At 65.7% G+C, this 25,438-nt stretch carries 27 protein-coding genes and 1 pseudogene; 12 read left to right on the forward strand and 16 right to left on the reverse strand.

All coding sequences use genetic code 11. The features are described 5' to 3' along the window. The first annotated feature begins 52 nt into the window (after positions 1-52). The gene (locus tag VX037_RS03115) at positions 53-1,054 is read left to right on the forward strand and encodes an Acg family FMN-binding oxidoreductase (protein ID WP_328713169.1); all 1,002 of its coding nucleotides are present in this window, start codon (positions 53-55) and stop codon (positions 1,052-1,054) included. Positions 1,055-1,071: 17 nt separating this feature from the next. On the opposite strand, the gene VX037_RS03120 is transcribed toward VX037_RS03115, so the two are convergent. The 4 genes from VX037_RS03120 to VX037_RS03135 all read right to left on the reverse strand — a co-directional run bounded on the left by VX037_RS03120 (position 1,072) and on the right by VX037_RS03135 (position 5,238). After that, positions 1,072-2,829 (reverse strand): sensor histidine kinase, encoded by a 1,758-nt coding sequence (locus tag VX037_RS03120; RefSeq protein ID WP_328713170.1) that lies wholly within the window; start codon positions 2,827-2,829, stop codon positions 1,072-1,074. Between the two features lie 42 nt (positions 2,830-2,871). Further along, positions 2,872-3,420 carry an Rv1733c family protein gene (locus VX037_RS03125; protein ID WP_328713173.1) on the reverse strand — a complete coding sequence of 183 codons (549 nt, stop codon included), beginning with the start codon at positions 3,418-3,420 and terminating at the stop codon, positions 2,872-2,874. 163 nt (positions 3,421-3,583) lie between these two features. Continuing rightward, positions 3,584-4,219, reverse strand: coding sequence for a response regulator transcription factor (locus tag VX037_RS03130; protein WP_328713176.1), 636 nt, complete (start codon positions 4,217-4,219; stop codon positions 3,584-3,586). Between the two features lie 86 nt (positions 4,220-4,305). Then, a complete protein-coding gene (locus VX037_RS03135; RefSeq protein WP_328713178.1) occupies positions 4,306-5,238 on the reverse strand; it encodes a universal stress protein in 933 nt (310 codons plus the stop codon). 148 nt (positions 5,239-5,386) lie between these two features. On the opposite strand from VX037_RS03135, the gene VX037_RS03140 reads away from it, so the two are divergent. Both VX037_RS03140 and VX037_RS03145 read left to right on the forward strand, forming a co-directional pair. Next, a complete protein-coding gene (locus VX037_RS03140; protein ID WP_328713179.1) occupies positions 5,387-6,313 on the forward strand; it encodes a universal stress protein in 927 nt (308 codons plus the stop codon). 93 nt (positions 6,314-6,406) lie between these two features. After that, complete coding sequence (locus VX037_RS03145) at positions 6,407-7,051, forward strand: universal stress protein (protein WP_328713181.1); 645 nt, start codon at positions 6,407-6,409, stop codon at positions 7,049-7,051. Positions 7,052-7,101: 50 nt separating this feature from the next. Here the strand turns inward: VX037_RS03145 and VX037_RS03150 are convergent, their stop codons facing one another. After that, positions 7,102-7,950, reverse strand: a complete 849-nt coding sequence (locus tag VX037_RS03150; RefSeq protein WP_328713183.1) for a TrmH family RNA methyltransferase — start codon at positions 7,948-7,950, stop codon at positions 7,102-7,104. A 110-nt stretch (positions 7,951-8,060) separates the two neighbouring features. On the opposite strand from VX037_RS03150, the gene VX037_RS03155 reads away from it, so the two are divergent. Beyond that, positions 8,061-9,305 carry a GNAT family N-acetyltransferase gene (locus tag VX037_RS03155; protein WP_235725897.1) on the forward strand — a complete coding sequence of 415 codons (1,245 nt, stop codon included), beginning with the start codon at positions 8,061-8,063 and terminating at the stop codon, positions 9,303-9,305. Between the two features lie 41 nt (positions 9,306-9,346). On the opposite strand, the gene VX037_RS03160 is transcribed toward VX037_RS03155, so the two are convergent. Both VX037_RS03160 and VX037_RS03165 read right to left on the reverse strand, forming a co-directional pair. Then, positions 9,347-9,814 (reverse strand): MarR family transcriptional regulator, encoded by a 468-nt coding sequence (locus tag VX037_RS03160; RefSeq protein WP_235725896.1) that lies wholly within the window; start codon positions 9,812-9,814, stop codon positions 9,347-9,349. A gap of 159 nt (positions 9,815-9,973) precedes the next feature. Next, positions 9,974-11,437, reverse strand: a complete 1,464-nt coding sequence (locus VX037_RS03165; RefSeq protein ID WP_235725895.1) for an NCS2 family permease — start codon at positions 11,435-11,437, stop codon at positions 9,974-9,976. Positions 11,438-11,597: 160 nt separating this feature from the next. On the opposite strand from VX037_RS03165, the gene VX037_RS03170 reads away from it, so the two are divergent. Then, positions 11,598-11,846 carry a DUF2530 domain-containing protein gene (locus VX037_RS03170; RefSeq protein WP_235725894.1) on the forward strand — a complete coding sequence of 83 codons (249 nt, stop codon included), beginning with the start codon at positions 11,598-11,600 and terminating at the stop codon, positions 11,844-11,846. A 147-nt stretch (positions 11,847-11,993) separates the two neighbouring features. On the opposite strand, the gene VX037_RS03175 is transcribed toward VX037_RS03170, so the two are convergent. Both VX037_RS03175 and VX037_RS03180 read right to left on the reverse strand, forming a co-directional pair. Beyond that, positions 11,994-12,848, reverse strand: coding sequence for an aldo/keto reductase (locus tag VX037_RS03175; protein ID WP_328713185.1), 855 nt, complete (start codon positions 12,846-12,848; stop codon positions 11,994-11,996). Between the two features lie 28 nt (positions 12,849-12,876). Continuing rightward, positions 12,877-13,272, reverse strand: coding sequence for a (R)-mandelonitrile lyase (locus VX037_RS03180; RefSeq protein ID WP_328713188.1), 396 nt, complete (start codon positions 13,270-13,272; stop codon positions 12,877-12,879). Between the two features lie 98 nt (positions 13,273-13,370). Here VX037_RS03180 and VX037_RS03185 point away from each other — a divergent pair, with 98 nt between their 5' ends. After that, positions 13,371-14,030 carry a TetR/AcrR family transcriptional regulator gene (locus VX037_RS03185; RefSeq protein ID WP_235725891.1) on the forward strand — a complete coding sequence of 220 codons (660 nt, stop codon included), beginning with the start codon at positions 13,371-13,373 and terminating at the stop codon, positions 14,028-14,030. A 2-nt stretch (positions 14,031-14,032) separates the two neighbouring features. On the opposite strand, the gene VX037_RS03190 is transcribed toward VX037_RS03185, so the two are convergent. From VX037_RS03190 to VX037_RS03200, 3 genes and pseudogenes are all read right to left on the reverse strand, one after another. Next, a complete protein-coding gene (locus tag VX037_RS03190; RefSeq protein WP_328713256.1) occupies positions 14,033-14,461 on the reverse strand; it encodes a hypothetical protein in 429 nt (142 codons plus the stop codon). Between the two features lie 9 nt (positions 14,462-14,470). Continuing rightward, positions 14,471-14,665 (reverse strand): annotated as a pseudogene (locus VX037_RS03195) (TetR/AcrR family transcriptional regulator); the annotation flags it as partial. 89 nt (positions 14,666-14,754) lie between these two features. Then, positions 14,755-15,801: an oxygenase MpaB family protein gene (locus VX037_RS03200; RefSeq protein WP_328713190.1), complete on the reverse strand. Its 1,047-nt coding sequence runs from the start codon at positions 15,799-15,801 to the stop codon at positions 14,755-14,757. A gap of 145 nt (positions 15,802-15,946) precedes the next feature. On the opposite strand from VX037_RS03200, the gene VX037_RS03205 reads away from it, so the two are divergent. The 5 genes from VX037_RS03205 (at position 15,947) to VX037_RS03225 (ending at position 21,309) form a co-directional block, all read left to right on the forward strand. Next, positions 15,947-16,738, forward strand: a complete 792-nt coding sequence (locus tag VX037_RS03205; RefSeq protein WP_235725888.1) for an enoyl-CoA hydratase-related protein — start codon at positions 15,947-15,949, stop codon at positions 16,736-16,738. Positions 16,739-16,782: 44 nt separating this feature from the next. Beyond that, a complete protein-coding gene (locus VX037_RS03210; protein WP_328713192.1) occupies positions 16,783-17,532 on the forward strand; it encodes an SDR family NAD(P)-dependent oxidoreductase in 750 nt (249 codons plus the stop codon). A gap of 38 nt (positions 17,533-17,570) precedes the next feature. Further along, positions 17,571-19,253 carry a class I adenylate-forming enzyme family protein gene (locus VX037_RS03215; protein WP_328713193.1) on the forward strand — a complete coding sequence of 561 codons (1,683 nt, stop codon included), beginning with the start codon at positions 17,571-17,573 and terminating at the stop codon, positions 19,251-19,253. Positions 19,254-19,481: 228 nt separating this feature from the next. Then, on the forward strand, positions 19,482-20,627 hold the full coding sequence (locus tag VX037_RS03220) for an acyl-CoA dehydrogenase family protein (RefSeq protein ID WP_287016601.1): 1,146 nt from the start codon (positions 19,482-19,484) through the stop codon (positions 20,625-20,627). Positions 20,628-20,631: 4 nt separating this feature from the next. Then, positions 20,632-21,309 (forward strand): TetR/AcrR family transcriptional regulator, encoded by a 678-nt coding sequence (locus VX037_RS03225; RefSeq protein WP_235725884.1) that lies wholly within the window; start codon positions 20,632-20,634, stop codon positions 21,307-21,309. Here the strand turns inward: VX037_RS03225 and VX037_RS03230 are convergent. Continuing rightward, on the reverse strand, positions 21,296-21,880 hold the full coding sequence (locus VX037_RS03230) for a TetR/AcrR family transcriptional regulator (protein WP_235725883.1): 585 nt from the start codon (positions 21,878-21,880) through the stop codon (positions 21,296-21,298). The two genes, VX037_RS03225 and VX037_RS03230, sit on opposite strands and share 14 nt — an antisense overlap. A gap of 70 nt (positions 21,881-21,950) precedes the next feature. Here VX037_RS03230 and VX037_RS03235 point away from each other — a divergent pair, with 70 nt between their 5' ends. Next, positions 21,951-22,802 (forward strand): alpha/beta fold hydrolase, encoded by an 852-nt coding sequence (locus VX037_RS03235; RefSeq protein WP_235725882.1) that lies wholly within the window; start codon positions 21,951-21,953, stop codon positions 22,800-22,802. A gap of 33 nt (positions 22,803-22,835) precedes the next feature. Here VX037_RS03235 and VX037_RS03240 read toward each other — a convergent pair whose 3' ends face one another. From VX037_RS03240 to VX037_RS03250, 3 genes are all read right to left on the reverse strand, one after another. Beyond that, positions 22,836-23,582 (reverse strand): DJ-1/PfpI family protein, encoded by a 747-nt coding sequence (locus tag VX037_RS03240; RefSeq protein WP_235725881.1) that lies wholly within the window; start codon positions 23,580-23,582, stop codon positions 22,836-22,838. Continuing rightward, positions 23,579-24,238, reverse strand: coding sequence for a hypothetical protein (locus VX037_RS03245; RefSeq protein WP_328713194.1), 660 nt, complete (start codon positions 24,236-24,238; stop codon positions 23,579-23,581). Before VX037_RS03245 ends, VX037_RS03240 begins: the two co-directional genes overlap by 4 nt. A 117-nt stretch (positions 24,239-24,355) precedes the next feature. Then, entirely contained in the window at positions 24,356-25,432 is a 1,077-nt protein-coding gene (locus VX037_RS03250; RefSeq protein WP_235725879.1) for a phosphotransferase family protein, read from the reverse strand. Positions 25,433-25,438: the final 6 nt, after the last annotated feature.

Raw genomic sequence — 25,438 nt, forward strand, 5'->3', positions numbered from 1 at the left:
GGCGTGCTCGCCGTTCCGCGCGATGATGGCAGGGAGCGGAATGGAGAGACCGATGTTCGGTGATATTCCCGGCGAGATACTCGGCGAGGTCCCCAGCGACACAACGCTGCACGAGATCGTCACGCTGGCCTGTCGCGCGCCGTCCATTCACAACAGCCAGCCCTGGATCTGGCGGTTGCAGGGACCCGAGTTGAGGCTCTACGCAGACTATGACAGAGCGGTCCCGGTGGCCGACCCCAACAATCGGCAGCTGATCATCAGTGTCGGTGCGGCACTGCACCATCTGCAGGTCGCCGCGGCGGCACAAGGACTGCGGACCGAGGTCATTCGATTACCGAGCCCGCCACGGCCGGACCATCTCGCGACAGTGCAGTTCGTGGGTCGGCAGACACCGACGCCCGCCGATCTGGCGCGCGCTCGCGCAATCACCGAACGATTCACCGACCGCCTTCCCCTGGGCGCGGCTCCCGAGGATCGACTGAGTGATCTGGTCGATGCCGTGTCGACCAGATCTGGTACGCACATCGTCATGCTGGCTTCCGACACTCATCCCACGCTCGCGCACGCGTCTCGGATCAGCGCATTCCAGCGGCGCTACGACGCGACCTATCACGACGAGTTGGCATGGTGGACCGCCGAAGACACGGACCGTCGTGAGGGTATCCCACCGTCGTCGCTGACCTCACCGAGCGAGGCGCAACGCGTGGAGGTCGCCAGGGACTTCCCCCTCGTGATCACCGACCACTCCCGGCGGTCGGCAGTCGAGGTGGATCATGCCACGGTGCTGGTGATCACCGGCCCCGGCGAGAACACAGCCGACCACCTCGCGTGTGGTGAAACGCTCTCCGATCTGTTGTTGGAGGCGACCATCGGCGGACTCGGCACCTGCATCATCTCCCATGTACTCGAGGTCGAGTCCAGCCGGACGATGATCGACAATCTGCTGAGCCGCTCCGATCCGGCACAGGTACTCGTTCGGGTCGGTGCCGGTGAGGGTCACCGACCGGCGCTCACGCCGCGTCGTCCGGTCGATGAGGTGTTCTCCCGCAATTGATCGACGGCGACCTAGGGTCATCGCTGGCGACGACTGGGTGGGTCGACGCAGAGCGGTATCGCCCACCGGATCAGTGTGCCGGCGCCGGTGGGTGGCGTGGTCACGGTCAGCTCACCACCGTATGCCTGCGCCCGTGCCCGTAGATTCGCCAGTCCACTGGCGGTGACGTCGGCGGGCATCCCGACGCCGTCGTCGACGACCTCGACCGTGATCTCGTCGCCGACGGCCACCGAGACCGTCACGGTGTCGGCGTGCGCGTGCCGGACGGCATTGCTCACCGTTTCGGAGATGACGGCCAGAACCTGCTCGGCTGCGGAGCTCTCGACCACCGACAACGGGCCGGACAGTCGTACGTGGGTCCGCAGGGGTTGGTCGTCGACGTGGGTGTCGACGACCTCGTGGATGCGTTGGCGTAGGCGGGTCACCTCGTTCCCGCCCTGCTGGAGATCGAAGATGGCGGCCCGGATCTCCTGCACGATGTCCTGCAGGCTGTTGATCGAGTGGGTCAACCGGTCACGAACATCGGGGGCCCGGACACGCTGCAAGGTCGCCTGCAGGGCCATACCTTCGGCGAAGATCCGTTGGATCACGTGGTCGTGCAGGTCGCGGGCGATGCGCTCCCGGTCGGCGATGACGTCCACCTCGTGGGCCCGCGCGGAGGCCTCCGCCAGTTCCAGCGCGAGCGCCGCCTGGCCGGCGAAATTCGAACTCAACGCGAACAGTTCGTCGGAGAACGGCGCGGCGTCATGCCGGCGCATCACGACCAAGACGCCCTTGGTTGTCTCCGACGTGCGCAGCGGGACGACCATGACGGGCCCGAAGAGCTCGGCGGGGTGACCGCTCGGCGTGAACTCGAGCTGGTCGCGGCGAACCGGCCGCCGGGTTCGAAATGCATTCCCGGACGTCGATCCACGGACCGGGATCCGGCTTCCCAGGAGGTCGGCGCCGTCCGCGCCCTCGGCGATCGTGATGAGCAGATCCTCCACCTCGTCGGGCGGCAACTCGGGGTCGTCCGGCGTGGCGATGAACACCAGATCGGCTTCGGTCAGCGCAAGCGCTTGCCGGGCGATCATCTCGAGAACCTCATCGTTGTCCGCGCCCGACAGCAGCTCGGTGAGGACGTCGTGCGCCGCCTCGATCCAACCGAGGCGCGACTGGGACTGCGCGTAGAGCCGGGCGTTGTCGATCGCGATGCCCGCCGCCGATGCCAACGCTCCGATGACGACCTCGTCGTCCTCGGTGAACCGGGCACCGCCGCGCTTCTCGGTGAGGTACAAGTTGCCGAAGATCTCCTCCCGTACCCGGATGGGTGCGCCGAGGAAGGTCTTCATCGTGGGGTGATCGGGTGGAAATCCGACCGAGTCGGGATGTGTGGACAGGTCGTCGAGCCGCATCACCTTCGGCTGCGCGGTGAGCGCACCCAACACCCCACGGCCCGTCGGCAGCGGACCGATACGCATCCGCGTCTCGTCGTCGATGCCCTGATAGATGAACTCACTGAGTTCCTGGCCGGTGCCGCGCACCCCGAGCGCACCAAAGCGGGCGTCTACCAAATCCACCGCCGACGACACGATCGCTCGCAGTGTCGCCTCGAGATCCAGCCCCGAAGTGACGACGAACATGGCCTCCAGCAAACCGTCCGTGGTGTCGCGCATCTCGGCTATCCGACCGATCCGCTCGGACACCTCGTCCAGCAATTCGTGAAGGCGCATCTGCGAGAGTGCGTCCCGCAGCTCCCGTGACCGGTCCCCGGCGTCTCCCGACCCCGCGCTCATGGAGGAGATAATAGTGTTCTGACCTGCGGGATGCGACCGTCCTCAGCGACGACTCGGCGAATCCAGGGCTGCCCACCCACGCTCCCAGAGCCGAAATCGGTGCCGATCAGCGATCCGCCGTATCCACAGCGACAGGACGAACCAGATCGTGACGACGACCGCAACCGCCATGGCCGCCGCGGCGACACCTGCGGTGAGGGCATCCGCGTCCGTCCTGGGTGCGGGCACCACCACGCCGCTGTCATCGAGCCAGATTGTCTGAACGCTACCGGTTTCGGCGTCGGACGGACTGCTCGTCGCGCCGGGGGCGGGAACCGGCGACGCATCTATCCGGCCTGTCACCACCCGGCCACCGGGTTCGGTCCAACGCGCCGTCACCGGCGCCCCCGGCTGCCGCGGAAGGATCGTCGCAGTCACCGAATGCCGTTGCTGCTGTTCGAGTACCACCCCATCGCGCACGTCTGCGAATGCAGTACTTCCGACCATGAGGGCGGCGATCACGCCACACGCCGCAGCCATTCCCAGCGCGATCAGTGTCATCGATTCCAGCCGATCGATCGGACGGACGAGTCCGTTCCTCGACAAATGCATGACGCGCCACCAGCGCAACTGCCGAGCCAGCGAACCGAACATGACCCCTCCAGAATTCGACGACGGCGATTCCTCATGTCGAACGTTGCCAGAGGGCGGCAGTCAACTCTCCTGGCGTTGGTTGCCTACAACAGGGACTTTGGTCATCGCTGCGGGTCAGCGGTCAGGATTTGCGGCTGCCGAGCTTCGTCGCGTAAACCGCCGCCTGGGTGCGTCGCTCCATACCCAGCTTCGCGAGTAGCCGCGAGACGTAGTTCTTCACTGTCTTCTCCGCCAGATTCATCCGGGCGGCGATCTGGCGATTGGTCAGCCCTTCACCCAGCAGCGACAGCAGAATGCGCTCCTGTTGCGTGAGCGCGTCGAGCGGGCCGGGGTCGCGTTCATGACGCAACTTGTCCATCAGTGCGGCCGCCGCACGATTGTCGAGCAGCGATCGGCCGGCACCGACATCGTTGATGGCCTTGGTCAATTCCATCCCGGTGATGTCCTTGACCACATATCCACTCGCGCCCGCCAAGATCGCGTCGAGCATCGCCTGGTCCTCTGTGAAGGAGGTCAGCATCAGACATTTCAGACCGTCGACCTTTCCGAGGAGTTCCCGACACAACTCGATGCCGTTGCCGTCGGGCAGTCGGACATCGAGCACCGCGACGTCGGGGCGCAGAGCGGGAATCCGCGCCATCGCATGTGAGTACGAACCGGCTTCGCCGACCACGGTCAGACCGGGGTCGGAATCGATCAGCTCGATCAGGCCACGGCGGACGATTTCGTGATCATCGACGAGAAAGACAGTGATCATGCGGCTCTCCACCCGTGGTCTCGCATCGGTTGCGAAGATTCTAGCGCCGGTATCGAAGACGTGGTTTCCGCAACGGGACGTCGACGTCACCGGACCACCAGTACCGGGCACCTCGCGTGGTGGATGACGTTCTCACCCACCGACCCCAGCAGTGTGGAGGTGACCCCGCCGCGGCCGCGGGAGCCAACGACGACCAGTCCCGCGGTCGCCGAAAGGCCGACGAGCCCGCGTCCCGGAGAGCTGTCCTCGTAGGCGTAGTCGACTGCCACCTCGGGGTACTTCTCACATGCGGCCGCGCAGCGTCGAGCGAGCCACCGCTCACCGTCAGTGCAGATCGTGTCCCAATCGACCAGGGTCGTCGCATAGCCGACGCCGACCAGGGCGGAAACCGGCCAGAACGAGGCGATCGTGACCCGCGCGCCCGTGGACCGCGCGTGGTCGAGCGCCGCCAGCAGCGCGTCCTCCGCGCCGGCGGATCCATCGAATCCCACGACGATGCTGCCGGTCTCGGTCCGCTGCGCCGGCGGCTCGCGCCAGGCCATCACCGGACACTGTGCCCCATGGATGATCGGCATCACGTGGCTGCCCAGCACCAGGTCGCGAAGCCGTCCGGAGTGACCGACGCCGACAGCGATCAACCGCGCCCGAGCGGAGAGATTGTGTAGGTGATGAACGATCGAACCGTCGAGGAGTGACGTGACGACATCGACGCCGGGTGCGCTGTCGTGCACGATGTCGACTGCTTCGGTCAGCGCCTTGTCACCGGCCGCACGCAAACGCTCGTGCACACCCTGGCCCCCGAGGAGCAACGAACCTTCGTGCGCCGCATACCACTTGCTTTGTACCACACCGTGAATCAGATGGAGCGGCGCCTGTGTACGCGCGCACAGATCGGCAGCCCACCGCACTGCGCCGAGCGAGCTCTGGGAGCCGTCAACACCCACGAGCACCGGCATGTTGCGCCCGTGTTCGGTGGCACCGTGTTCGGTGTCGTGGCGGTCGCTGTCCCCGTGTTCCATCGGTGGACTCCTTTCATAACCATCACCTCGACCGTAAAGCGGCGCACCCGGGCGGCAATGCTGGACTTCAGCCCTCGATCAGGGGCCTTTGGTCACTCCGCACGGTGCTCAACGGCCGCTGCGTGAACGTGAGCGGGGCGGTTGACTGGTGACCACGGGACCGGACTTCGGGCTTGCGGCACGATGGGAGACGACCATGTCGACAGTCACCGAGATCGTTGTGGGCGTGGATGGTTCACCGTCCGCCCAGCACGCTGTGACATGGGCTGCGCATGAAGCGGAACTCCACGGCTACCGGCTGCAACTGATGTCCTCATATGCGTCACCGGTCAGCGCCCGGGTACCACCGAGTTACGAGGAGGCCCTGCGAGCGTCGGCCGAGCGTGACGTCGCCGAGGCCCGCACGATCGCTCAGGCCGCTCTCGACGACGCGGAGGCGATCGACATCAGCATCGAGGTCGCCTCCGGCGCGCCTATTCCCGAGCTGCTGACCCGGTCGGAGACGGCAAAAATGGTTGTCGTGGGAAGTCGCGGACTCGGCGCAATGAGTCGTGCCCTGCTGGGGTCGGTGAGCGCCGCGATGACCGCCCACTGCCGGTGCCCACTCGCGGTGGTCCGCGATGCACGCAGCGCACCCGCGACGGCACCCATCGTCGTAGGCACCGACGGGTCGCGTGCGAACCGACCGGCCCTGGAATTCGCCTTCGAGGAGGCCGGTGTCCGCAAGGTCGGACTCACCGTGCTGCATGCGTGGGCCGACGGTGATCTCGCCTTGATCCACGCAAGTCAGGGTATGCCGCTCTGGGATTGGCCGACCCAACGTTCCGAGCAGAAAGCGCGCCTGGACGCCGAGATCGCCTACCTCTGCGCCAAATATCCCGATGTGCCGATACGCTCTGTGGTGGTGCGTGACCGACCGGTGCGGGCGTTGCTCGACCACGCTCAGGCCGCGCAGATGGTTGTGGTGGGCAGCCGCGGTCGTGGCGGCTTCTCCGGCATGCTGTTGGGCTCGACCAGCCGAAATGTCGTCTACTCCGCCCAATGTGCAGTCGTGATCGTCCCAGACGGTCGATGACTCCGGCTATGGCGGAGCAGTGGGGTCATAGGTCCCACACTCGGTGACCTTGGCCGCTAACCGCCTTGTGGAAACTCGCGCGATGATCAAGTCATGAACGCCACATTCGCGATCCTGTTCGTCATCGCCTGGCTACTTGCCGGGCTGCTGTCTGCTCTGTGGCTCGCCCGTCACGGCCACTCCCCCATGTGGATTCCCATCGGGTTGGTGCTCGGCCCGTTCTTCGCGCTCATCGCACTCGACCGGGCGAGTCGTCATCCGGAGCTGGTGGCCGGTGGCCCGCCGGATGCTGACGCACAGCGAACGGGCCCACGTGTGATGGTGGGGATCGACGGTTCGGCGGAATCGGAGCATGCGCTCGCGACGGCTGTCGACATCGCTGCGGCCCGACGTGGGACGGTGACGTTGGCTGAGGTGCTGTCGTACGACGACGTCGTCGAGGGCGATTCCACACCGATGATCGAGACCGCCACACGCAGATTGGCGGAAGTGACCGGGAAGGTGGCTGCTGTCCCGGCCGAGTACGAGATCCTCGTCGGTCCGCCCGGTGAGGCGTTGCGCGACTTCGCGGACAAGCAGGACGCCGATCTGATCGTCGTCGGCCGGCATGGCCGCGGATTCTCGGAGCGGTTGCTGGGCAGCGTTTCCGCTGACGTGGTGGCGCACTCGACGGTTCCGGTACTCGTCGTCGAGCCACATGCCTCGCGGACCGAGAGCCATCCGGTTACGCATTCCTGAGTAGCTGCCGCACAGAGCGCTCGAGTCCTCAGTGTTCACACCGAGACAGTTCAGGTCGTCAGCGAGCGTTCACGCTCGTAAAACGCGATCGCCGCGGCCGTGGCCACGTTGAGTGAATCGGTGCCCCGGCTCATCGGGATACGGGCGCGCACATCACTGGCACGCATCACGGTTTCGGACAACCCCGGGCCCTCCGCGCCGACGAGGAATGCCACCTTGGGGGTGTCAACCGTCTCCGACAGCGGTTTCGACCCCTCTCCCGGGGTCAGGGAGATGGTCCGGAAGTCGTTGTCGCGCAACACCGACAGCCCACGCGGCCAGTCGTCGAAGCGGGCGAACGGAACCAGCAGGGCGTGTCCCATGGAGACGCGCACACAGCGGCGGTAGAGCGGGTCGGCACATCCGGCCCCGAACAGAACCGCATCCACGCCGAGTCCGGCCGCGTTGCGGAAGATGCTGCCGATGTTTTCGTGGTCGTTGACGCCCTCGAGGACGGCGACCGTCTGTGCCGATTCGATCGCCTCACCCACCGACAGCGCGTCGGGACGCCGAGCTGCACCCAGCACGCCGCGGTTGAGGTGAAATCCCACCACCTCGGCCATCACCTCTGCTGATGCCCGATAGAACGGCACCCCCTGCACCGACGGGACGGTGAGAGCATCGGTGAGCTCGCCGAGCCGCTTGTCGACGCCGAGGAAGGCGTGCGGGGTGAACCGGGAGGCGATCATCCGCTGCGCCACCAACACGCCCTCGGCGATCACCAGCCCCTTGCCGACGCGCCCGCCCGGCAGGGCAGGGAGATCGGGTCGTCGGTCGACGGAATTGAGGTCACGGAAGTCATCGACGCGCTGGTCGGCGGGGTCGTCGATGTCGATCACGTCGACACAGATGCTGGACACGTGACCAGTCTGCCAACCCGGGCCGTCCTCGCCGGCGGTGGCCCGCCGGCCTGATCGGGAAAGGCGGGGCTGATCGCTCGCACAAACCCGCACTGTGAAACGGTTGACCGGTGAGTATCTCGCAAGCCACCTCGTCCGATCTCACCCTGGCGCGTGCCACCGACGCCGATTGGGACGAGATCTTCGCGACGGATGCCCGGGCGTTCCTGATGACCGATCCGCTGTCGGCGGCAGAGCAGGCCGACCTGCGCGGCAAGGTCGACAACCGCGACGTCGTGCTGGTCCGTGACCCGCAGGGACTGGTGGGGGCGCCGCTGGTGGGCGTGTCGATGTTCTACCGGATGGCGATGACGGTGCCCGGCGGCGGCCAGACGCCTGCGGCCGGTTTGTCGTGGGTGTCGGTCGCGGCCACCCATCGTCGGCGGGGCATTCTGCGCACGATGATCACCGAGCTGTTCGACCAGTGGGAATCCGAGGATCAGGTGTTCGCCATCCTCACCGCCAGCGAGGCGACCATCTACGAACGCTTCGGGTTCGGACCTGCATGTCATGCGCACGACGTCTCGATCGATCTCGGGGCCGCGAAGATGCGCCATCGGGCCGACAAGCACATCTCGCCGGTGAACTACGCGTCCGGCGAGGACGTGGCTCGCCGCGTTCCCGAGATCCATGCTCGATGGGTGGCGACGCGGCCCGGCGCACTGAGCCGCCCGGCGTCCTGGTGGGAGCCGATTCTCGCCGACCGCCGATCGCAGCGGCCCGCGCAGACCAGCGGCCTGCATTACCTGCTGCATGCCGACGGCTACGCCAGCTACCGGATCAACACCTCGGTGGAGCCCGCGCGGGGTGACATCTCGGAGGTGGTCGCCGTGACCGAGGCGGCACACACCGATCTGTGGCGGGTCCTGGTCGGCCTGGACCTGATGTCCTCGGTGACCGCATCGATTCCCGCCGACGACCCGTTGCCGGAAAAGCTCACCGATCACCGGGCGGTGTCGGTGACCGGGGTGCACGACAAGATGTGGCTGCGCATTCTCGACGTCGACCGTGCGTTGCAATCACGCACCTACTCCGCCGATCTGGATGTGGTCCTCGAGGTCACCGACGAGTTCCGCGGCCGGGGCGGAGTGTTCGACCTGTCCGTGCGTGACGGTGCGGCGACGGTCACCCCGAGTACGTCGGCGCCGACGATCCGCATGGACATCTCGGCGTTGGGGTCGGTGTTCCTCGGCGGGACCCCGGCGCGCACGCTCGCCGCCGCCGAACGAGTGTGGGCTGCGGACGCGGCAACGTTGCGGGCGTTCGACCGCGCTTTCGCCACCGATCGGGCACCGTACTCGGGCACCTTTTTCTAGCTGTCCGCAACTGGTAGCGCGGCCCGCTGGTCGGGATTCACTCAGCGATCATCGTCGCTGGTGATGACCTTGTTGATAATCGGCACGACGGCCGCGAGGGTTAAGCGCTCCTCGGGTGTGAGTTCGTCGAGGCGCGCACTGAGCCACTCCTCCCGCGCATCACGCTCGGCGGTGATCACATCGCTGCCCTTCTGCGACAGCGTCACGATCGCCTGCCGCCCGTCGGTGGGATGCGGCTCGCGTTTGACCATGCCCAGGTCGGACAGCGAGGCGATGACCCGGGTCATCGAGGGCGGCTGCACCCGTTCGGCCAGGGCCAGGGCGCCAGGAGTCATCGGACCCTCGTGGTGCAGTGTGTGCAGCGCGGAGAGCTGTGTCAGCGAGACGACCTTGCTGGCGCGCCTGCCGCGCAGCCGTCTGGCGAGTCGGACCACCGCCAGCGACAATTCCCCAGACAGCGTCCGGTCCGAGAGGATGGTGTCTTCGCGAGTGAGCTGTGAGATCGTCATGCCGCCGTGTCCGTTCCGAGCGAGTCAAATCTGAGACCACGTGGTTCCCAACGCTAAGCGTAATTCACTTCCGCGGTCTTGCAACGGGTTAACGTCAGTTTTTGCGAATGCGAACCGGCGTTGTCGTACCAACGACGTACACAACGGGGCTGACCGCGCTCATCCGACGAGGTCGTAGATCGGTCCGCGCGCGAAGTAGGCGAGAAACACCGCGGCGATGATCCACAGCAGCGGATGCACCGACCGCGCTCGTCCGGCCGCCGCATTGAGGACCACCCAGCTGATGAACCCGACGCCGATGCCGTTGGCGATGGAATAGGTGAACGGCATGATCACCACGGTCAGGAACGCCGGCAGCGCGTAGTAGAACTTGGTGAAGTCGACCGTGGTGAGCTGGCCGATCATCATGGCACCCACCACCACCAGCGCGGGTGCGACGGCTTCGAGCGGCACGATCTCGTACAGCGGCGTCAAGAACATGGCCAGCAGGAACAGACCGCCGGTAACGACATTGGCCAGGCCGGTGCGGGCGCCTTCGGCGATGCCGGAGGCCGATTCGACGAACACCGTGTTCGACGACGAGGATGCGACGCCGCCGGCGATGGCGCCAGTGCCCTCGACGACCAGCGCCTTGCCCACACCGGGCAGGTTGCCCTTGGCGTCGGACAGGCCGGCTTCTTTGCCGAGGCCCGTCATCGTGCCCATCGCGTCAAAGAAGTTCGAGAGCACCAGGGTGAACACGAGGACCGAGGCGGCGAGCACACCGATACGTGTGAACGCACCGAACAGGTCGACATCACCGACCAGCGCGAGATCGGGCAGGCCGCCGAGCCCGTCAGGGATCTGTGGAATCGACAGACTCCAGCCGTCCGGGTTGACCGCACTGGACCCGAGGTCGAGGGTTGCTTCCAGGATGATCGAGAGGACGGTCGTGATGACGATCCCGATCAGCAGACCACCGGGCACTCGGCGGACGACGAGCACTCCCATCAGGAGTACCCCGATGCAGAAGATCAGGGTGGGGACGGTGTTGATCGAGTTGTCGGTGCCCAGCTGCACCGGCACCGTGGTGTTCGCGGCATCTGGGACGCGCCGCACGAATCCCGCGTCGACGAAACCGATGAAGGCGATGAACGCGCCGATGCCGGCGGCGATCGCGGCCTTGAGTTCCGGCGGCACCGCGTTGAACACCGCGGTGCGAAATCCGGTGACGGCCAGCAGCACGATGATGATGCCGTCGATGACGACCAGGCCCATCGCTTCGGGCCAGGTGACCTGGGGCGCGATGGTGACTGCCAGGAGGCTGTTGATGCCCAGTCCGGTGGCGATGGCGAACGGGTAGTTGGCGACCAGCCCGAAGATGATCGACATGACACCGGCGACCAGCGCGGTGACCGCCGCGACCTGGACCAGCGGCAGCACGTTACCCAGAACGTCGGCGTTCTTCGGTTCACCGGGGATGCCGCCGATGATGATCGGGTTGAGCACGATGATGTAGGCCATCGTGAAGAAGCTGACGAGTCCGCCGCGGACCTCGCGGGTCAGTGACGATCCCCGTTCACTGATCTTGAAGAAGCGGTCGACGCCACCGGTCGGTTCACTCGGCGGCCGATCGGGTTCCACAGCCGCCGGGTTGGTCGCCCTCGGCGCCGGTTCGGAAGCGCTGGGCGAAGTGTCGGATGATGTCGACGAATGTGCGGGTTCTGGCGACCCTTGTTCTGTCGACGCAGTGCTGGGCTCGCTCGACGGATCGGTGGGCACAGTCGAAAGTTACTCTGAAGCCATGGCCGACGCACGAGACATACCGGAACTCCCCCGCGCGCTGCGCGCCCCCGAACCGGTGATCATCGTCGGCATGGCCGCGTGGCTCGTCGCCACGGTAGTGGTGTGGATCGGCGGATGGGGCGGCGATCGCACGCTCGCAGTGTGTCTGGTCGGGCTCGCGGTCGGGGTCCTAGGGACGACGATCGTCCTCATCCAACGCGCGGCCGTGCGCCGCGGTGACCGAACGGCCCAGCAGGGCCTCGACTGACGCCCCGAGGGTCTGGACTGACCCGCCGAGAGTCTGGACTGACCCGCCGAAAGTTCTGGCCGCAGCTACAGGTTCCGGCCGCAGTTCTGGCTCCAAGCCGGAACCTGAAACTGCGGCCATAACCTGACGGGCACGCGGACGTGAGGGTCACACGCCGCTGAACACCGGGAACGCGGCGGCATCTCCGTAGTCCTCGATCCGCATGGTGCGCAGGGTGGCCATGTCCTCATCGGAGATGGTGAAGTCGACCTGCGCGTTGCTACGCATGTGCTCGGGGTTGGCAGTCTTCGGTAGCGACACCGCTCCCAGCTGCAGGGTGTAGCGGATGCACAACTGCGGCACACTCACCTCGTAGCGGTGTGCAATTGACGCAACCTCGTCATTCTTGAGCACCTCACCGTGCCCGATCGGCGAGTACGCCTCGACCAGGATGTTCTTCTGTTCGCAGTAGTCGATCAGGTCTACCGGGGTGTTGCCCGCGTGCACGAGGATCTGATTCACGTGCGGGGCGATGGTGCCCTTGGCAAGGATGTTGTCGAGGTCGCTTGCCTGGAAGTTCGACACACCGATCGCGCGCAGCTTGCCGGCCTGGTGCGCCTCCTCAAGCGCACGCCACGCCTCGAGGTTGCCCTCGGCGTAGTCGCCTCCACGCCAGTCGGCCCACGGCTGCGGGCTGTGGATCAGCATCAGATCGATATAGTCGAGGCCCATCGTGCGCAGTGAGTCATCGATCGCCGCCGCCGCCTCCGTATGGTCCTTGATCTCGGCGGCCAGCTTGGTAGAGACAAACAGGTCGCTGCGGGCGACGCCGCTCGTGCGCACCCCTTCGCCGACGCCGCGTTCGTTGCCATAGGCCTGGGCGGTGTCGATGTTGCGGTATCCGATGTCGATGGCCGACCGGACGGCGTGCGCGGCCTTGTCGTCGTCGATGAACCAGGTGCCCAGACCGAGCTTGGGGATCTGCACGTCGTTGGCCAGTGTGTAGGTCTCGTTGAAGATCATGGCTTTTCGCTCCTGTTCTCTGTTCGCGTCAGGCCGTGTACTCGGCGTCGGTGACGTGGTCGAGCCACGTGACAACCTCGCCGCTCTCGTCAGCTTCCTGCATCGCCACATGCGCCATGAAGCGATCCGGGGTGGCCCCGTGCCAGTGTTCCTCGCCCGGCTCGATGTAAACGACATCGCCGGGACGGATCTCCTGAACACCGCCCTCACGGGTGGCGACCAGTCCTATCCCGTCCGTGACATACAGCGTCTGCCCTTTTGGGTGGTGGTGCCAGGCGGTGCGGGCACCCGGCGCGAAGCGGACGTGCGCGCAGCCGATCGCCGACTGCTCGTCCGGGTTACGAATGCCATCGATCTGAACCGTTCCGGTGAACCACGCCTCGGGTCCGGCGCCGGTTTGTCCGCCACTCTGCGTGTACTTCATGCCATTCTCCTCACGACTTAACGGATATCGTTCATCCGGTTACTACCGTATGCCAATAAGCGGATACCGTCAATCCGTTTCACTGCTACAGTGGCTGTATGGCGAAAGCGCACTCCTCCCGACCGCTGCGCAAGGATGCATCGATCAACCGCGAGCGATTACTGGACGCGGCTCGGGAACTGTTTGCCGAGAAGGGACTCGGCGTCACCCTCAACGACATCGCCCATCACGCAGGCGTCGGGGTGGGTACCGCGTACCGTCGTTTCGCCAACAAGGAAGAGGTCATCGACACCCTTTTCGAAGAGCGACTACAAGCCGTCGAAGCAGTGGCACGCGAAGCTCTCGACGAGCCGGACCCGTGGACGGCGCTCGCCGGCTACCTCCGACGCACCCTGAAGATGCAGTTCGGCGACCGCGGCCTGCACCAGATCCTCGACGACCCCACCCTCGGCGACGCCAGGATCAACGACGTCCGTGTCCGGATCGCCCCATTGATCGTCGAGTTGGTACGCCGAGCGAAGGATGCCGGCGTTGTCCGCGAGGACTTCGAGCCGACCGACGTGACATTCATCCAGTCGGCAATGGCACCAATAATCGACAGCACGCGTGACGTGGCGCCGGAGGCCTACGAGCGCTACCTGACGTTCTTTCTGGACGGAATACGCAGCGATGACCGGGGATTCACCCCGCTACCGGTGCCCGCACTCAACTCGGAAACGACGCATTCGGCGATGACACGGCGGCGGCGCAACACGTAGCGTCAACCGCCTTCGCCGCGCGTGGTAACCACTTCGGCGATCGCTGTGACGAGTCGGTCGGCCATCTCGGCGAGTTCGTCGCGCTTCAATTCGATTCGCCCATCGAGCCATTCGAGGTAGAGCGAGATCGATACACCCGCGAGCGCCGCGGCCAACACCGACAATTCGGTCGAGTCACGTGGAAGCAGCTTATCGTCCACGCCCCCCAGCGCGGGGATGATTGCGCTCAGGAACGCCGGCGACCGACCGGCTTGATGTGCTCGTAAAACGTCATCCGACAACGGCTCTCGCAACAGAGTGCGCGCTCGACGCGGGTCTTCTTCGAAATACTCGGCGCATATGTCGATGATCTCGCGGATCGACAGCTTCGGCGCGGCCTCGTTCGCCGGGACCAACCGCGCGAGAAGACCCGCCTCGGCGTGGTCGTACACCGCTGTGAGCAGCTCCTCTCGATCGGCGAAGCTCTCGTAAAAGTAGCGCGGACTCAGGCCCGCCTCCCGACACACCGCCCGGAGCGTCACGCTCGGTGCGCCGTGGGTTCCGATCATGTCGAAACCCACGTCGAGAAGCTGCGCTCGGCGTTCCGCGGAACGGTCGTCCATGGTTTGACCGCGCCAGACAATCGGCTCGTCCATGAGCCAATCATGCACGCTGAGGTCGATGGGGTTGCAGCCAGGCGACGCTGGTTGCCACTGCGATCCGGGTTCCGCGATGCTCGAGTCGCTCAGCAAGCGAGCTGCGACCGCCGGATGGCTTCTGCGTTGCCCTCTCCGATGAATGCATCAACCAACCGCGGACCGAGTCGACCGACGTGGAGCAGGGCGAACGCAGGCAGAGAGGCCAGATAGAGCAGATCCAGTAGCGGATCGGCGATGCGCGGAATGCGGTGCAGGCGTCGGCATGGACGCGGAATCGCGCCATAGGCCAGAAACGTTGTTCCCACCAGCAGGAGGTCGGCGGCCATGGTGCCGGCCGTGTCGGCATCTGTCAGCCTGAACTGGCTCTTGGCCGTACGTAGCTGACTACCGAAATAACCCTGCCGCTTGCGGTATTTGTACGACTGCGAGCGATAGTAGTGGGCGACATCTCGCGCCGTAACCGGTATCCGATCCCTGGGGACACCCATGAGGACCGCGAGTTCTGCGGTTTCGGCGAAGAACTGGTCCCGATCGCACTCGGGCAACCGGCGCGGGAACCGCCTGTCCCGAAACACGAATCGTTCGTATGCAAGGAGAGCCCCGTGTGCGATGGTGACGGACGCGAACAACATGGTGTCGGGGTCGACCGCTGAGTACATCTCGCCGTCGTCGCTGTTGATTCCCTGCATCGGGCGGTGGTACGCGACAAGCCTGTCGGCGCATCGCCGGGCCGTCTCGCGGTCGCCGAAAATGATCGGTAACGGACCGACGACGGTCCGCCGCAGCCTGTCGGTTATCCGACCCCCTTTTGTTGCCGGATCGCCGCGCCAGGCTCGCTGCTTCTTCCGGTTCGTCGGGTACAGCGGATCATGATCGAGCATCACCGATTGAAAATCGACATGTGGCGCCTCGAGGAGATTGGTGATCTGCGCAATCATCAGTGGCACGGGCGTAGCGCCGAGGATCGTCCATGACAGTGACCGACGACCGAAATACCCGTCGTCTTCGACGCTGTCTACAGCCCATACCCTATGGTGCTTGCGTTGCGGCGCAGCGGATTCGGAGGACCCCGGAAGCCCCGCAGCGCCGACGAAGGGCTCGACACCCTGCGGATCAAACGATCTGTCAGCCATGGGAAACATGTGTATCCCATGGCTGCGGCTGCGTCAATACGCAGCCGGCAACAATCACCCCTTGACACGTCTCAAAGCGTGAATGTACGTTCACTCACTATGAGAGTGCGGTCACGATCCGCGCCGATGGAAGGAGTTGGAGTTCATGAACTACGAGGACATCGAGTACACCGTCGAGGGACCGACCGCGATCATCACGATGAATCGACCACAGCGCTACAACGCCTTTCGGGCCACGACGGTCGAGGAGATGATCAACGCATTCCGGCGCGCCTGGGCCGACCGCGACGTGCAGGCGGTGATCCTGACCGGTGCCGGCGAGAAGGCGTTCTGCACCGGCGGCGACGTGAAGCAACGCGCGGAGACCGGTGACTACGGACCCTCCGAGAGCGGCATGTTCGAGATCGGGAACCTGCACAAGACCATCCGCGACATCCCCAAGCCGGTGATCGCGGCCGTCAACGGCTTGGCCATCGGCGGCGGGCACGTGCTGCACGTGCTGTGCGACCTCACCATCGCCGCCGACACCGCCCGCTTCGGCCAGTCCGGCCCCAAGGTCGGTTCGTTCGACGCCGGGTTCGGCTCGGCGTTCCTCGCCCGCATTGTCGGCGAGAAGCGCGCCCGCGAGATCTGGTACCTCTGCCGCCAGTACGACGCGGAAACCGCTGAGCGCTGGGGCCTGGTGAACTGGGTGGTCCCGGCCGCCGACCTGCTCGACGAGGCCAAGAAGGTCGCCGCCGAGATCGCGGAGAAGTCTCCCACCACCATCAAGTTCCTCAAGCAGAGCTTCAACGCCGACACCGACCACCAGGCGGGCCTGTCGAACATGGCGATGAGCGCGCTGGATCTGTTCACCCACTCCCCCGAGGGCCTCGAGGGCGCCACCGCCTTCGCCGAGAAGCGCGTGCCGGACTTCAACAAGTACGTCGGTGCCTGAGCCACACGATCGACTCTGAACAACCCGACCGACAAGGACACACCATGAGCAGCACCAACATCGCGGTCGTCACCGGCGCCGGATCAGGTATCGGACGGGCCATCGCCCTGGCTTTCGCCGAGCAGGGCACCACCGTCGTGGCCGCCGACCTGAACCTCGACGCTGCCAAGCAGACCGCCGAACAGAACACGACGATCGTGCCGATGAGCGTCGACGTCGCCGACCGCACCACTGTCGATGCACTGCGCGACGCGGTCCACTCGGAGGTTGGTGTACCCGACATCCTGGTCAACGCCGCCGGCTGGGACCGAACCGACCAGTTCCTCAACGCGACAACAGAGTTCGCCGAGAAGGTGGTCGCCATCAATTACCTCGGCCCGGTCCACATGGCCAGCGCGTTCCTGCCCGGCATGGTCGAGGCAGCCAAGGGCGACGGCTGGCAGGGCGGACGCGTGATCAACCTCGCCTCCGACGCCGGTCGTGTCGGCAGCTCCGGCGAATCGATCTACGCCGGAGCCAAGGGCGGCGTCATCGCACTGTCGAAATCCCTGGCACGCGAGATGGCGCGGCACCAGATCACCGTCAACGCGGTGTGCCCGGGTCCCACCGACACCCCGCTGTTCCAGGCACAGTCCGACAAGCTCAAAGAGGCCCTGGTCAAGGCGATCCCGTTCCGTCGCCTGGCCCGCCCAGACGAGGTCGCGGCACCGGTCCTGTTCTTCGCGTCGGCCGCAGCATCGTTCATCACCGGTCAGGTGATCAGCGTCAGCGGCGGTCTCACCATGGCCGGCTGAGCGGCCAACCACCTCCCCCGGATCATCGGAGATCTGCCATGAGCACCAACGACTCCCAGAGCTACGTCTACGACGCCCACCAGTACCGGAGCTTCTTCGAGAACGAGTTCACCTACCTGAATGGCTTTCGCCGCAACGTCACCCGGTATGCCGGTGCGGTCGCGATGATCGACCCGGTCACCGACACCACCTGGACCTACGCCGACCTCGGCCGAAGCGTTGATTCTCTCGCCGCCGGACTGCGTGCCCGCGGCGTAGACGAGGGCGATGTGGTGGCTTATCAGTTGTTCAACGGACCCGAGTTCGCGCAGCTGTATCTCGCCACGCAGGCGGCCGCAACGGTCGGCTCACCGGTCAATTTCCGTCTCGCTGCCGGGGAGACCGCTGTGATCCTCGACATCAGCCGGCCGAAGATCTACGTCTACGACACCGACCTGACCGCGACGGTGACCGAAGCGATCTCGCTCGCCCGGCACACCCCGCACGTGCTCGTCGGTGTGGGCGACGGCCAATTGGTCGACGGCCCGGTGTCGATCCGGTTCGATGACCTGCGCTCGGACGCGGCGGTGCCCGCGCCGAGTCCGTCGATCTACGACGAGACGACTCGCCTGTACACGTCCGGCACCACGGGAATGCCCAAGGCGGTGCCGATGAACAGTGCCATCGAGATCTTCTCGGCGCACGACGTGATCATGCACTTTCCGCTGTCACCGGAGGACCGGACGCTGAACATGACACCGTGGTTTCACCGGGGTGGGCTGTACTGCGCTGGCCCGAATCCGACGTTCTACCTGGGCTCGTCGCTGCTACCGATGCGCACCTTCGATCCGGAACGCACGCTCGACTGGGTGGAGCGCTACGCGCTGACCTTCCTGATCGGTGCCCCCACCAATCTCGCCATGCTCGCCAACGCCCAGCAGGCGAATCCACGAGATCTCTCCAGCCTCAAGGGCATCGTCACCATGGGCGCACCGCTGGAACGTGATGCCGCCCTGCACTATCAGCACGTGCTGACGCCGCGGATCTTCAACGGGTACGGCAGCACCGAGGGGTTCTGGAACACCTTCCTGCGGCCAACAGATCTGCCCGACCACGCCGGAACGGCCGGACGCGCTTGCGTCGATGACGAGGTGCGGGTGGTCAAGGTGCGCGACGACGGAAAGCTCGCGAGCCCCGACGAGGTAGTCGACCGTGACGGTATTGAGGTCGGCGAGGTGATCATCCGGTCACCGAAATGTGCTGCTGCCTATTATGATTCACCGGCACAGGAAGAGGCCAAGTACCGCGGAAGCTGGCTGCATATCGGCGACCTCGCCACTTGGGACACCGACGAGTTCGTCACCATCGTCGGCCGCAAAGACGACATGCTGATCTCCGGCGGCGAGAACGTGCACCCCGTGCAGGTCGAGGAAGCGCTCAACGGCCACCCCGACGTGGCCGACTCGCTGGTCGTGGGTGTTCCCGATGAACGTTGGGGCCGACTGGTGGTCGCCTATGTCCTTCCGGCGGAAGGGGCATCGCCGACCGCGGAGCAGCTCGACGACTACTGCCGCAGCCACCCGATGCTGTCGCAATTCAAGCGACCGCGCGCCTACCGGTTCGTCGATTCGCTACCCGTCTCGGCGACCGGGAAGAAACTGCACTACAAGGCAACCGAATCTGCGGCAGCCGAGATGACCGCCGGCGACTTCGTCACACCGACGGCGTCACACGCTGGGTGAGAGGTCGGGGCATCGGAATCATGGAGCGTCACCTGGTTTCGATACGTCCTCGCCCAGCGGCTCGGACTACTCAACCAGCGGATGGCCGAGGCTCGGACTACTCCGTGGATCAAGTTGCGGCAACCGAAGCGGCGCACCTTTGTCGCTGGTCGAGTAGCGGCGAGTGAGCGCAGCGAACCCGCCGCGTATCGAGAACCCTGCCACCACAAACACACCAGGACACGACACATGACTGCATTGACCCACGACATCGAGCACAAACACTTCCGCGAGACCGTTGCCAAGTTCGTCGCCGAGCAGATCACCCCCGCCCACGAGAGCTGGGAGGACGCCGGACTGTGGGATCGCAGCCTGTTCACCGAGGCCGGCAAGAACGGGCTGCTCGGCTTCCCGGTGCCGGAGAGATTCGGCGGACCGGGTGTCGACGATTTCCGCTATCACGCCATCGTCATCGAGGAGACCGCGACCACCGGTGCGGCTGCGGAGGCCATCGCCTTCTCGCTGCAGAACGATGTCGTTCTCCCTTACCTCGTCGAGATGACCGACGACGAGCAGAGGGCCCGATGGTTGCCCGGCGTGGTCTCCGGCGACACCGTCCTGGGTATCGCGATGACCGAGCCGGGTGCGGGCAGCGACCTGACTGGCATCCGGACCACCGCGGTCCGCGACGGCGACCACTACGTCGTCAACGGCTCGAAGACCTTCATCTCCAACGGTCGCAACGGCGATCTGTTCGTCGTCGCCACCCGAACCTCGGCCGACAAGCACAAGGGCCTGACCCTGCTCGTCGTCGACGCCGACACTCCGGGCTTCCAGCGGGGACGCAAGCTCGACAAGATCGGGTTACACGCCCAGGACACCAGCGAACTGACCTTCACCGACATGCGAGTCCCGGTATCCGACCGCCTCGGTGAGGAAGGCCAGGGCTTCTACCAACTCGTGCACAACCTTCCCCAAGAACGGCTGTCCCTGGCGGTCGGCGCGGTCGCCGCCGCCGAAGGCACGTTCGCCCGCACGCTCGACTACGTGAAGGAACGCACGGCCTTCGGGTCGCCGATCTCGTCGTTCCAGAACACCCAGTTCATGTTGGCCGAACTCGCCACCGAACTCGACATCGCCCGCACCTTCCTCGACGACTGCATCGCCGAGCACATCGCCGGCACGCTGAGCGCGGCACGCGCCGCGAAACTCAAGTGGTGGGCCACCGAGCTGCAGGTGCGGGTCGCCGACCGTTGCCTGCAGTTACATGGCGGATACGGTTACATGCGCGAATACCCGGTGGCGAGGGCTTTTGTCGATGCCCGTATCCAAACGATCTACGGCGGGACCACCGAGATCATGAAGTCCATCGTCGCCAAGGATCTGGGCATTTGAGACGATGACAGCCGTGACGAGGAGCTCAGGAACCACCACATCGGTCGATGTCGCCGAAGCGGTGCGCGCAGTGCGCGCATCGTCGCGGCGCCGTCAGCTGCTCGACGCCGCGGTCGTGGTGATGGGTCGGACCGGATTCCACCAGATGTCGATGCAGGCCCTCGCGGACGAGGCCCAGGTCAGCGTGGGCCTGTTCTACAAATACTTCGGGTCCAAAGAAGACATCCTGCTGGCCGCCATCGTCGACATCCTCGAGGCCTTTCGCGACCAGCTACAACCCGCCATGGACACCGCCGGCGACGACCCGGTGATGCAGCTGATCGCCGGGTTCCGCCAGTACACGACGATCGTCGACGAGAACCGTGACGCCGTGGTGCTCACCTATCGGGAGAGCCGCACACTCGATGCCGCCGGCCGCGAACGCATCAAGGAACTTGAGGTAGAGACCTCAGCCCCCATGCGCGATGCGATCACCGCCGCCATCGATGAGGGGTTGATGTCGGAGGTGGACGTCGACCTCGCCGTCTTCGACCTGATGATGTTGGCGCACGGATGGGCGCTCAAGCATTGGCATTTCGCACCCGATTACGGACTCGACGCCTACATCGCGGCACAACTGCGCTTCGCGCTGCCCGCGCTGCTGGTTCCCGAGAAGCTCGGCGAGTACCTCAGCCGGATCTGACCCCGACCGATCGCAGCGTGCGTGCGTACGCCGCGACACCGCGTCCCGCCGCGGTCAACGGCTCGGACGACCGCATGGTCCGTGCCATGACGAACGCCCCCTCGAGCGCCGCGATCACCGCGACGATCAAGGCGCGGGCGTCGTCATCGCCGAGTCCGCGGGCACGAAACAACGCAGCGCCGTTGGTGATCCACGCATCGAACACTTCGGCAGCAACCTGACGCAACTCCGGTTCCACGTCGGCGACTTCCCCGGCCACCGTGCCCACCGGACACATGTTGGCCCAGCCGGTCTGTTCGATGTCCTCGGCCGCGGCCGCGAAAGCGAACTCGATGCCGTCGGCGATGTCCTCGTGCGGCGCCAGCAACGACGCGACGAGCTCGCCGTATGCGGCCCCCGACTGCCGCAGAGCCGTCGCCGCGACGGCGCGCTTCCCGCCCGGGAAATGGTGATACACCGAGCCGATCGGCGCCCCAGACGCGTCGACGACCTGCTTGATCCCTGTCGCCGCGTACCCCTGCCGCCGCAGTAGCTCCGCCATCGACACCGCGATCCGCTCATCCGTCTGCATCTGGCCATTCTAGAATAGTTGCTCTAGAGTGATCATTCTAGAGCGTCCGTTCTAGTGAGGGAGGATCATCATGGGTCAGGTGCATCTCACAGCAGGTCCGGTCGAGTACACCGAGGTCGGCGACGGCCCGCCCGTCGTCCTGCTGCACGGCCTGTTCATGGACGAGTCGCTGTGGGACGCGACGTTGCCGCTGCTGCCGAACGGATTTCGCTACATCTGTCCGGTTCTGCCGCTCGGTGGACACCGCCGACCCATGGCTCCCGACGCCGACCTCACGCTCATGGGGATGGCGCATCTCCTCGCCGATTTCCTCGACGCCCTCGACCTGCGCGACGCGACGCTCGTCCACGCGGATTGGGGAGGCGGACTGTTTCTCACTGCGATCGGCCGCGACGAGCGTGTCGGCGCCATCGTCATTCTCCCGTGCGAGGCGTTCGACAACTTTCCGCCGGGACTGCCGGGGCGGATGGCGACTCTCGCCTCCCACCTGCCGGGCGGCATCACCCTCGCCGCCCGCCAGCTGCGGATCGGATTCCTTCGACGGACACCACTACTCTTCGGCTGGATGGTTCGACGCGACCTGTCCGACGACCTCGTGCGCCGATGGACCGAACCGTCGCTGACGATCCCCGGCGTGCGCCGCGACCTGGAGAAGTATGCGGCGTCGACATTCGACAAGCGCGAGCTTGTCCGTGACACCGAGGCCTTGTCGGGCTTCGACGGACCGGCGTTGGTGTTGTGGTCGCCCGACAATCGAGTGATGCCGCCCGAGCACGGTCACCGACTCGCCGAACTCATTCCTCGCTGCCGGTATGCGGAAATCGATGATGCCTACGTCTTGTCGATGCTGGACCGGCCGGCCGAGGTCGCCGCGCAGATCGGGTCGTTTCTCATCGAACGGCGCGACACCGCCGACGCATGACCCCCCTCGAGACCCTGAGACGAGGCCAGCCGATCACCGGGTCGGCAACACGGGCCGACGGCGTCGCCGACCCACGCGCGCCTGTCGAATCGCGGCCCGCCACATCACCTTTATTCCCGATGACATGTGCGGCAGAGTGATCGAGTCACGCGCCAGGATCGCGTTCGCGCGAGCGATTGTCCCAGCCGATGCGTTGGCCACGTTGCCCGAGTGGAACGGCGGCTGTGGGTCGTACTCGATCGCGAGCGCGATGGCCTTGGCCCGTTCGGAACCCGCGATCCGCTCGGCGATCCACAGGGCAAGATCGATGCCCGCGGAAACCCCGGCCGCAGTGACGATGTCACCGTCTTCGACGATGCGTTCGTCGGCGCTGGGCGTCGCGCCGAAAGCGCGCAGAGCCTGCACGGCCTGCCAATGCGATGTCGCGCGTCGGTCGCGCAACAGCCCCGCGGCACCGAGGATGACCGACCCTGCACACACCGACGCGGTCCAGGTGGTGTACTCATCGACGGCCCGCAGCCACCGGCGCAACTCGGGATCATCGGCATGGATCATCACCGACGTGCTGCCGCCGGGGACCACCACGATGTCCGGACGCGGCGTCTCACGAAACGCGTGGGTGGCACCGATCACCAGGACCCCGGAATCGGTGGTGACCGGCCCGGTCTCGTGCCAGACGAACCGGATGTCGGCGTCGGGGAGCATGCGCAAGACCTCGTACGGGCCGATCAGGTCGAGCGCGGTAAATCCCGGGTAGGTGACCAGCGCGATCTGGGTCACGCCGCCGTTCCGTCCCGAACGTCGGAGCGCCGGAACGGGGTGAGGCGCAGTATGTGCCGAAGTAGAACGCCGAGGAGTGGGCGAAGCAGAGGAGCAGTCCAACGCCACGGGAGGAAGCCGATCCATCGCGGCGACCCGGCGATCTCCCAGGTGACGACGACGGTGCCCGACCGGTCCCCGTCAGTGATGGTGAAACGCTCGACGAAGCCCTTCACTGCGAGCGGCACCGAGACGCCGGTTCCCGTGAGGGTGAGACGTTCGCGCTCGTCGACCTCGATGACCTGCTCGCACACTGCCAGGAACGTGCCTGACATCGACCGTCGCTCCCCGGACCGCACGGGGAATGACGCGTCGGCCGTGCGGCCGAGCTCCATCCAGTGCGGTCCGCGTACCAGCGGGAGATTGCTCAGGTACGCGGACTCGGCGACGCGGTCCCACACCTCGCGGCGCGACAACGGCGTCGTCTCCTTGACCGTGACGGCCAACGACGCGCGTTTTGCGAGGTAGTTGTCGACGTCGTCGAGGGCGATCGCCTTCACCCGGAAACGGTCGGGTCGTTTGGCCAGCGCATACAGGATCGCCAAACCGACCAGCGCGATGACACCCAGCGCGACGATCACCCCGATCACCGTCCACATGATCTGCGTGCCACTCATACAGCCCCCGATTCCGTGTCGTGTTTCATATATGAAACCTGAACATACGACTCATGGGCCATGAGAGCAACGACGCTCGTCGACGAACCCGTCGAGCCCCAATCAGAATTCGACGACTCAGGAGCCGGCGATGAGCTCGTTGAGCCGTCCCTCCACCATGCCCACCGCGAGTCCGAGCGCACCGAAGCGCTCGTTGGTGGTCTGCCCGTGGTAGTAGCGGTAGTAGATCTGTTGCGCGATCACCGCGAGCCGGAAATGCCCGAACGCCTCATACCACCGCCATTTCTCCGGTGTCATGTCGAAACCCATACGGTCGCAATAGCGTTCGACGAACTCGGCCCGGGTGATCATGCCCGGAAGATTGGTGGGCACACGACGCATCGCCTGCGTCGCGTCGTCGTCGTCGGCTTGTACCCAGTACGCGAGCGACCCGGCGACGTCCATCAACGGATCGCCGAGCGTGGCCATCTCCCAGTCCAGGATGCCGACCACCCGGGTGGGGTCGTCGTTGGACAGCACCACGTTGTCGAGCTTGAAATCGTTGTGGATCACGCAGTTGGCGATGTCCTCGGGCTGGTTGTCAGCCAGCCACGCCATCACGGCCTCGTAGTCGGGTACGTCGTCGGTTCGGGCGTTGCGGAAACGCGCCGACCACCCGTCCACCTGCCGGCGCACATACCCGTAGCCCTTGCCCAGATCAGCCAGACCGGCCTTCTCCGGGTCCACCGAGTGCAGTTCCACCAGCACGTCGATGAAGGCGAAGCACAGCGCGCGGGCCTGCTCCGGCGAGAGGGCCACCTCGGGCGGGAACTCCTTGCCCGCGATGACGCCGTCGATCTTGCCCATCGCGTAGAAGTCGGACCCGAGGACCCCGGGATCGTCGCAGAACGCGATCATCGGGGCGATATAGGGCAACACCGTCGACAGCTTCGACTGAATCCGGAACTCCCGACCCATGTCGTGGGCGCCCTTGGCCTTGGTGCCGCCCGGCGCCCGACGCAGGATCACCTCGCGAGTGGGGTAGGTCAGCAGATAGGTCAGGTTCGACGCCCCGCCGGAGAACTGTTTGACCGCCGGCACCGCATCGAGGCCGGACGAATCGACGGCGTGCTCGCGCAGCCACTCGGCCACCACCTCGACGTCGAACGCATCCTCGGCACGCACGTCGCGCGCGCCGGCCACCTGACTGCTCACTGTCGC

Source organism: Gordonia sp. Z-3 (assembly GCF_036233855.1).
Lineage (GTDB): Bacteria > Actinomycetota > Actinomycetes > Mycobacteriales > Mycobacteriaceae > Gordonia > Gordonia tangerina.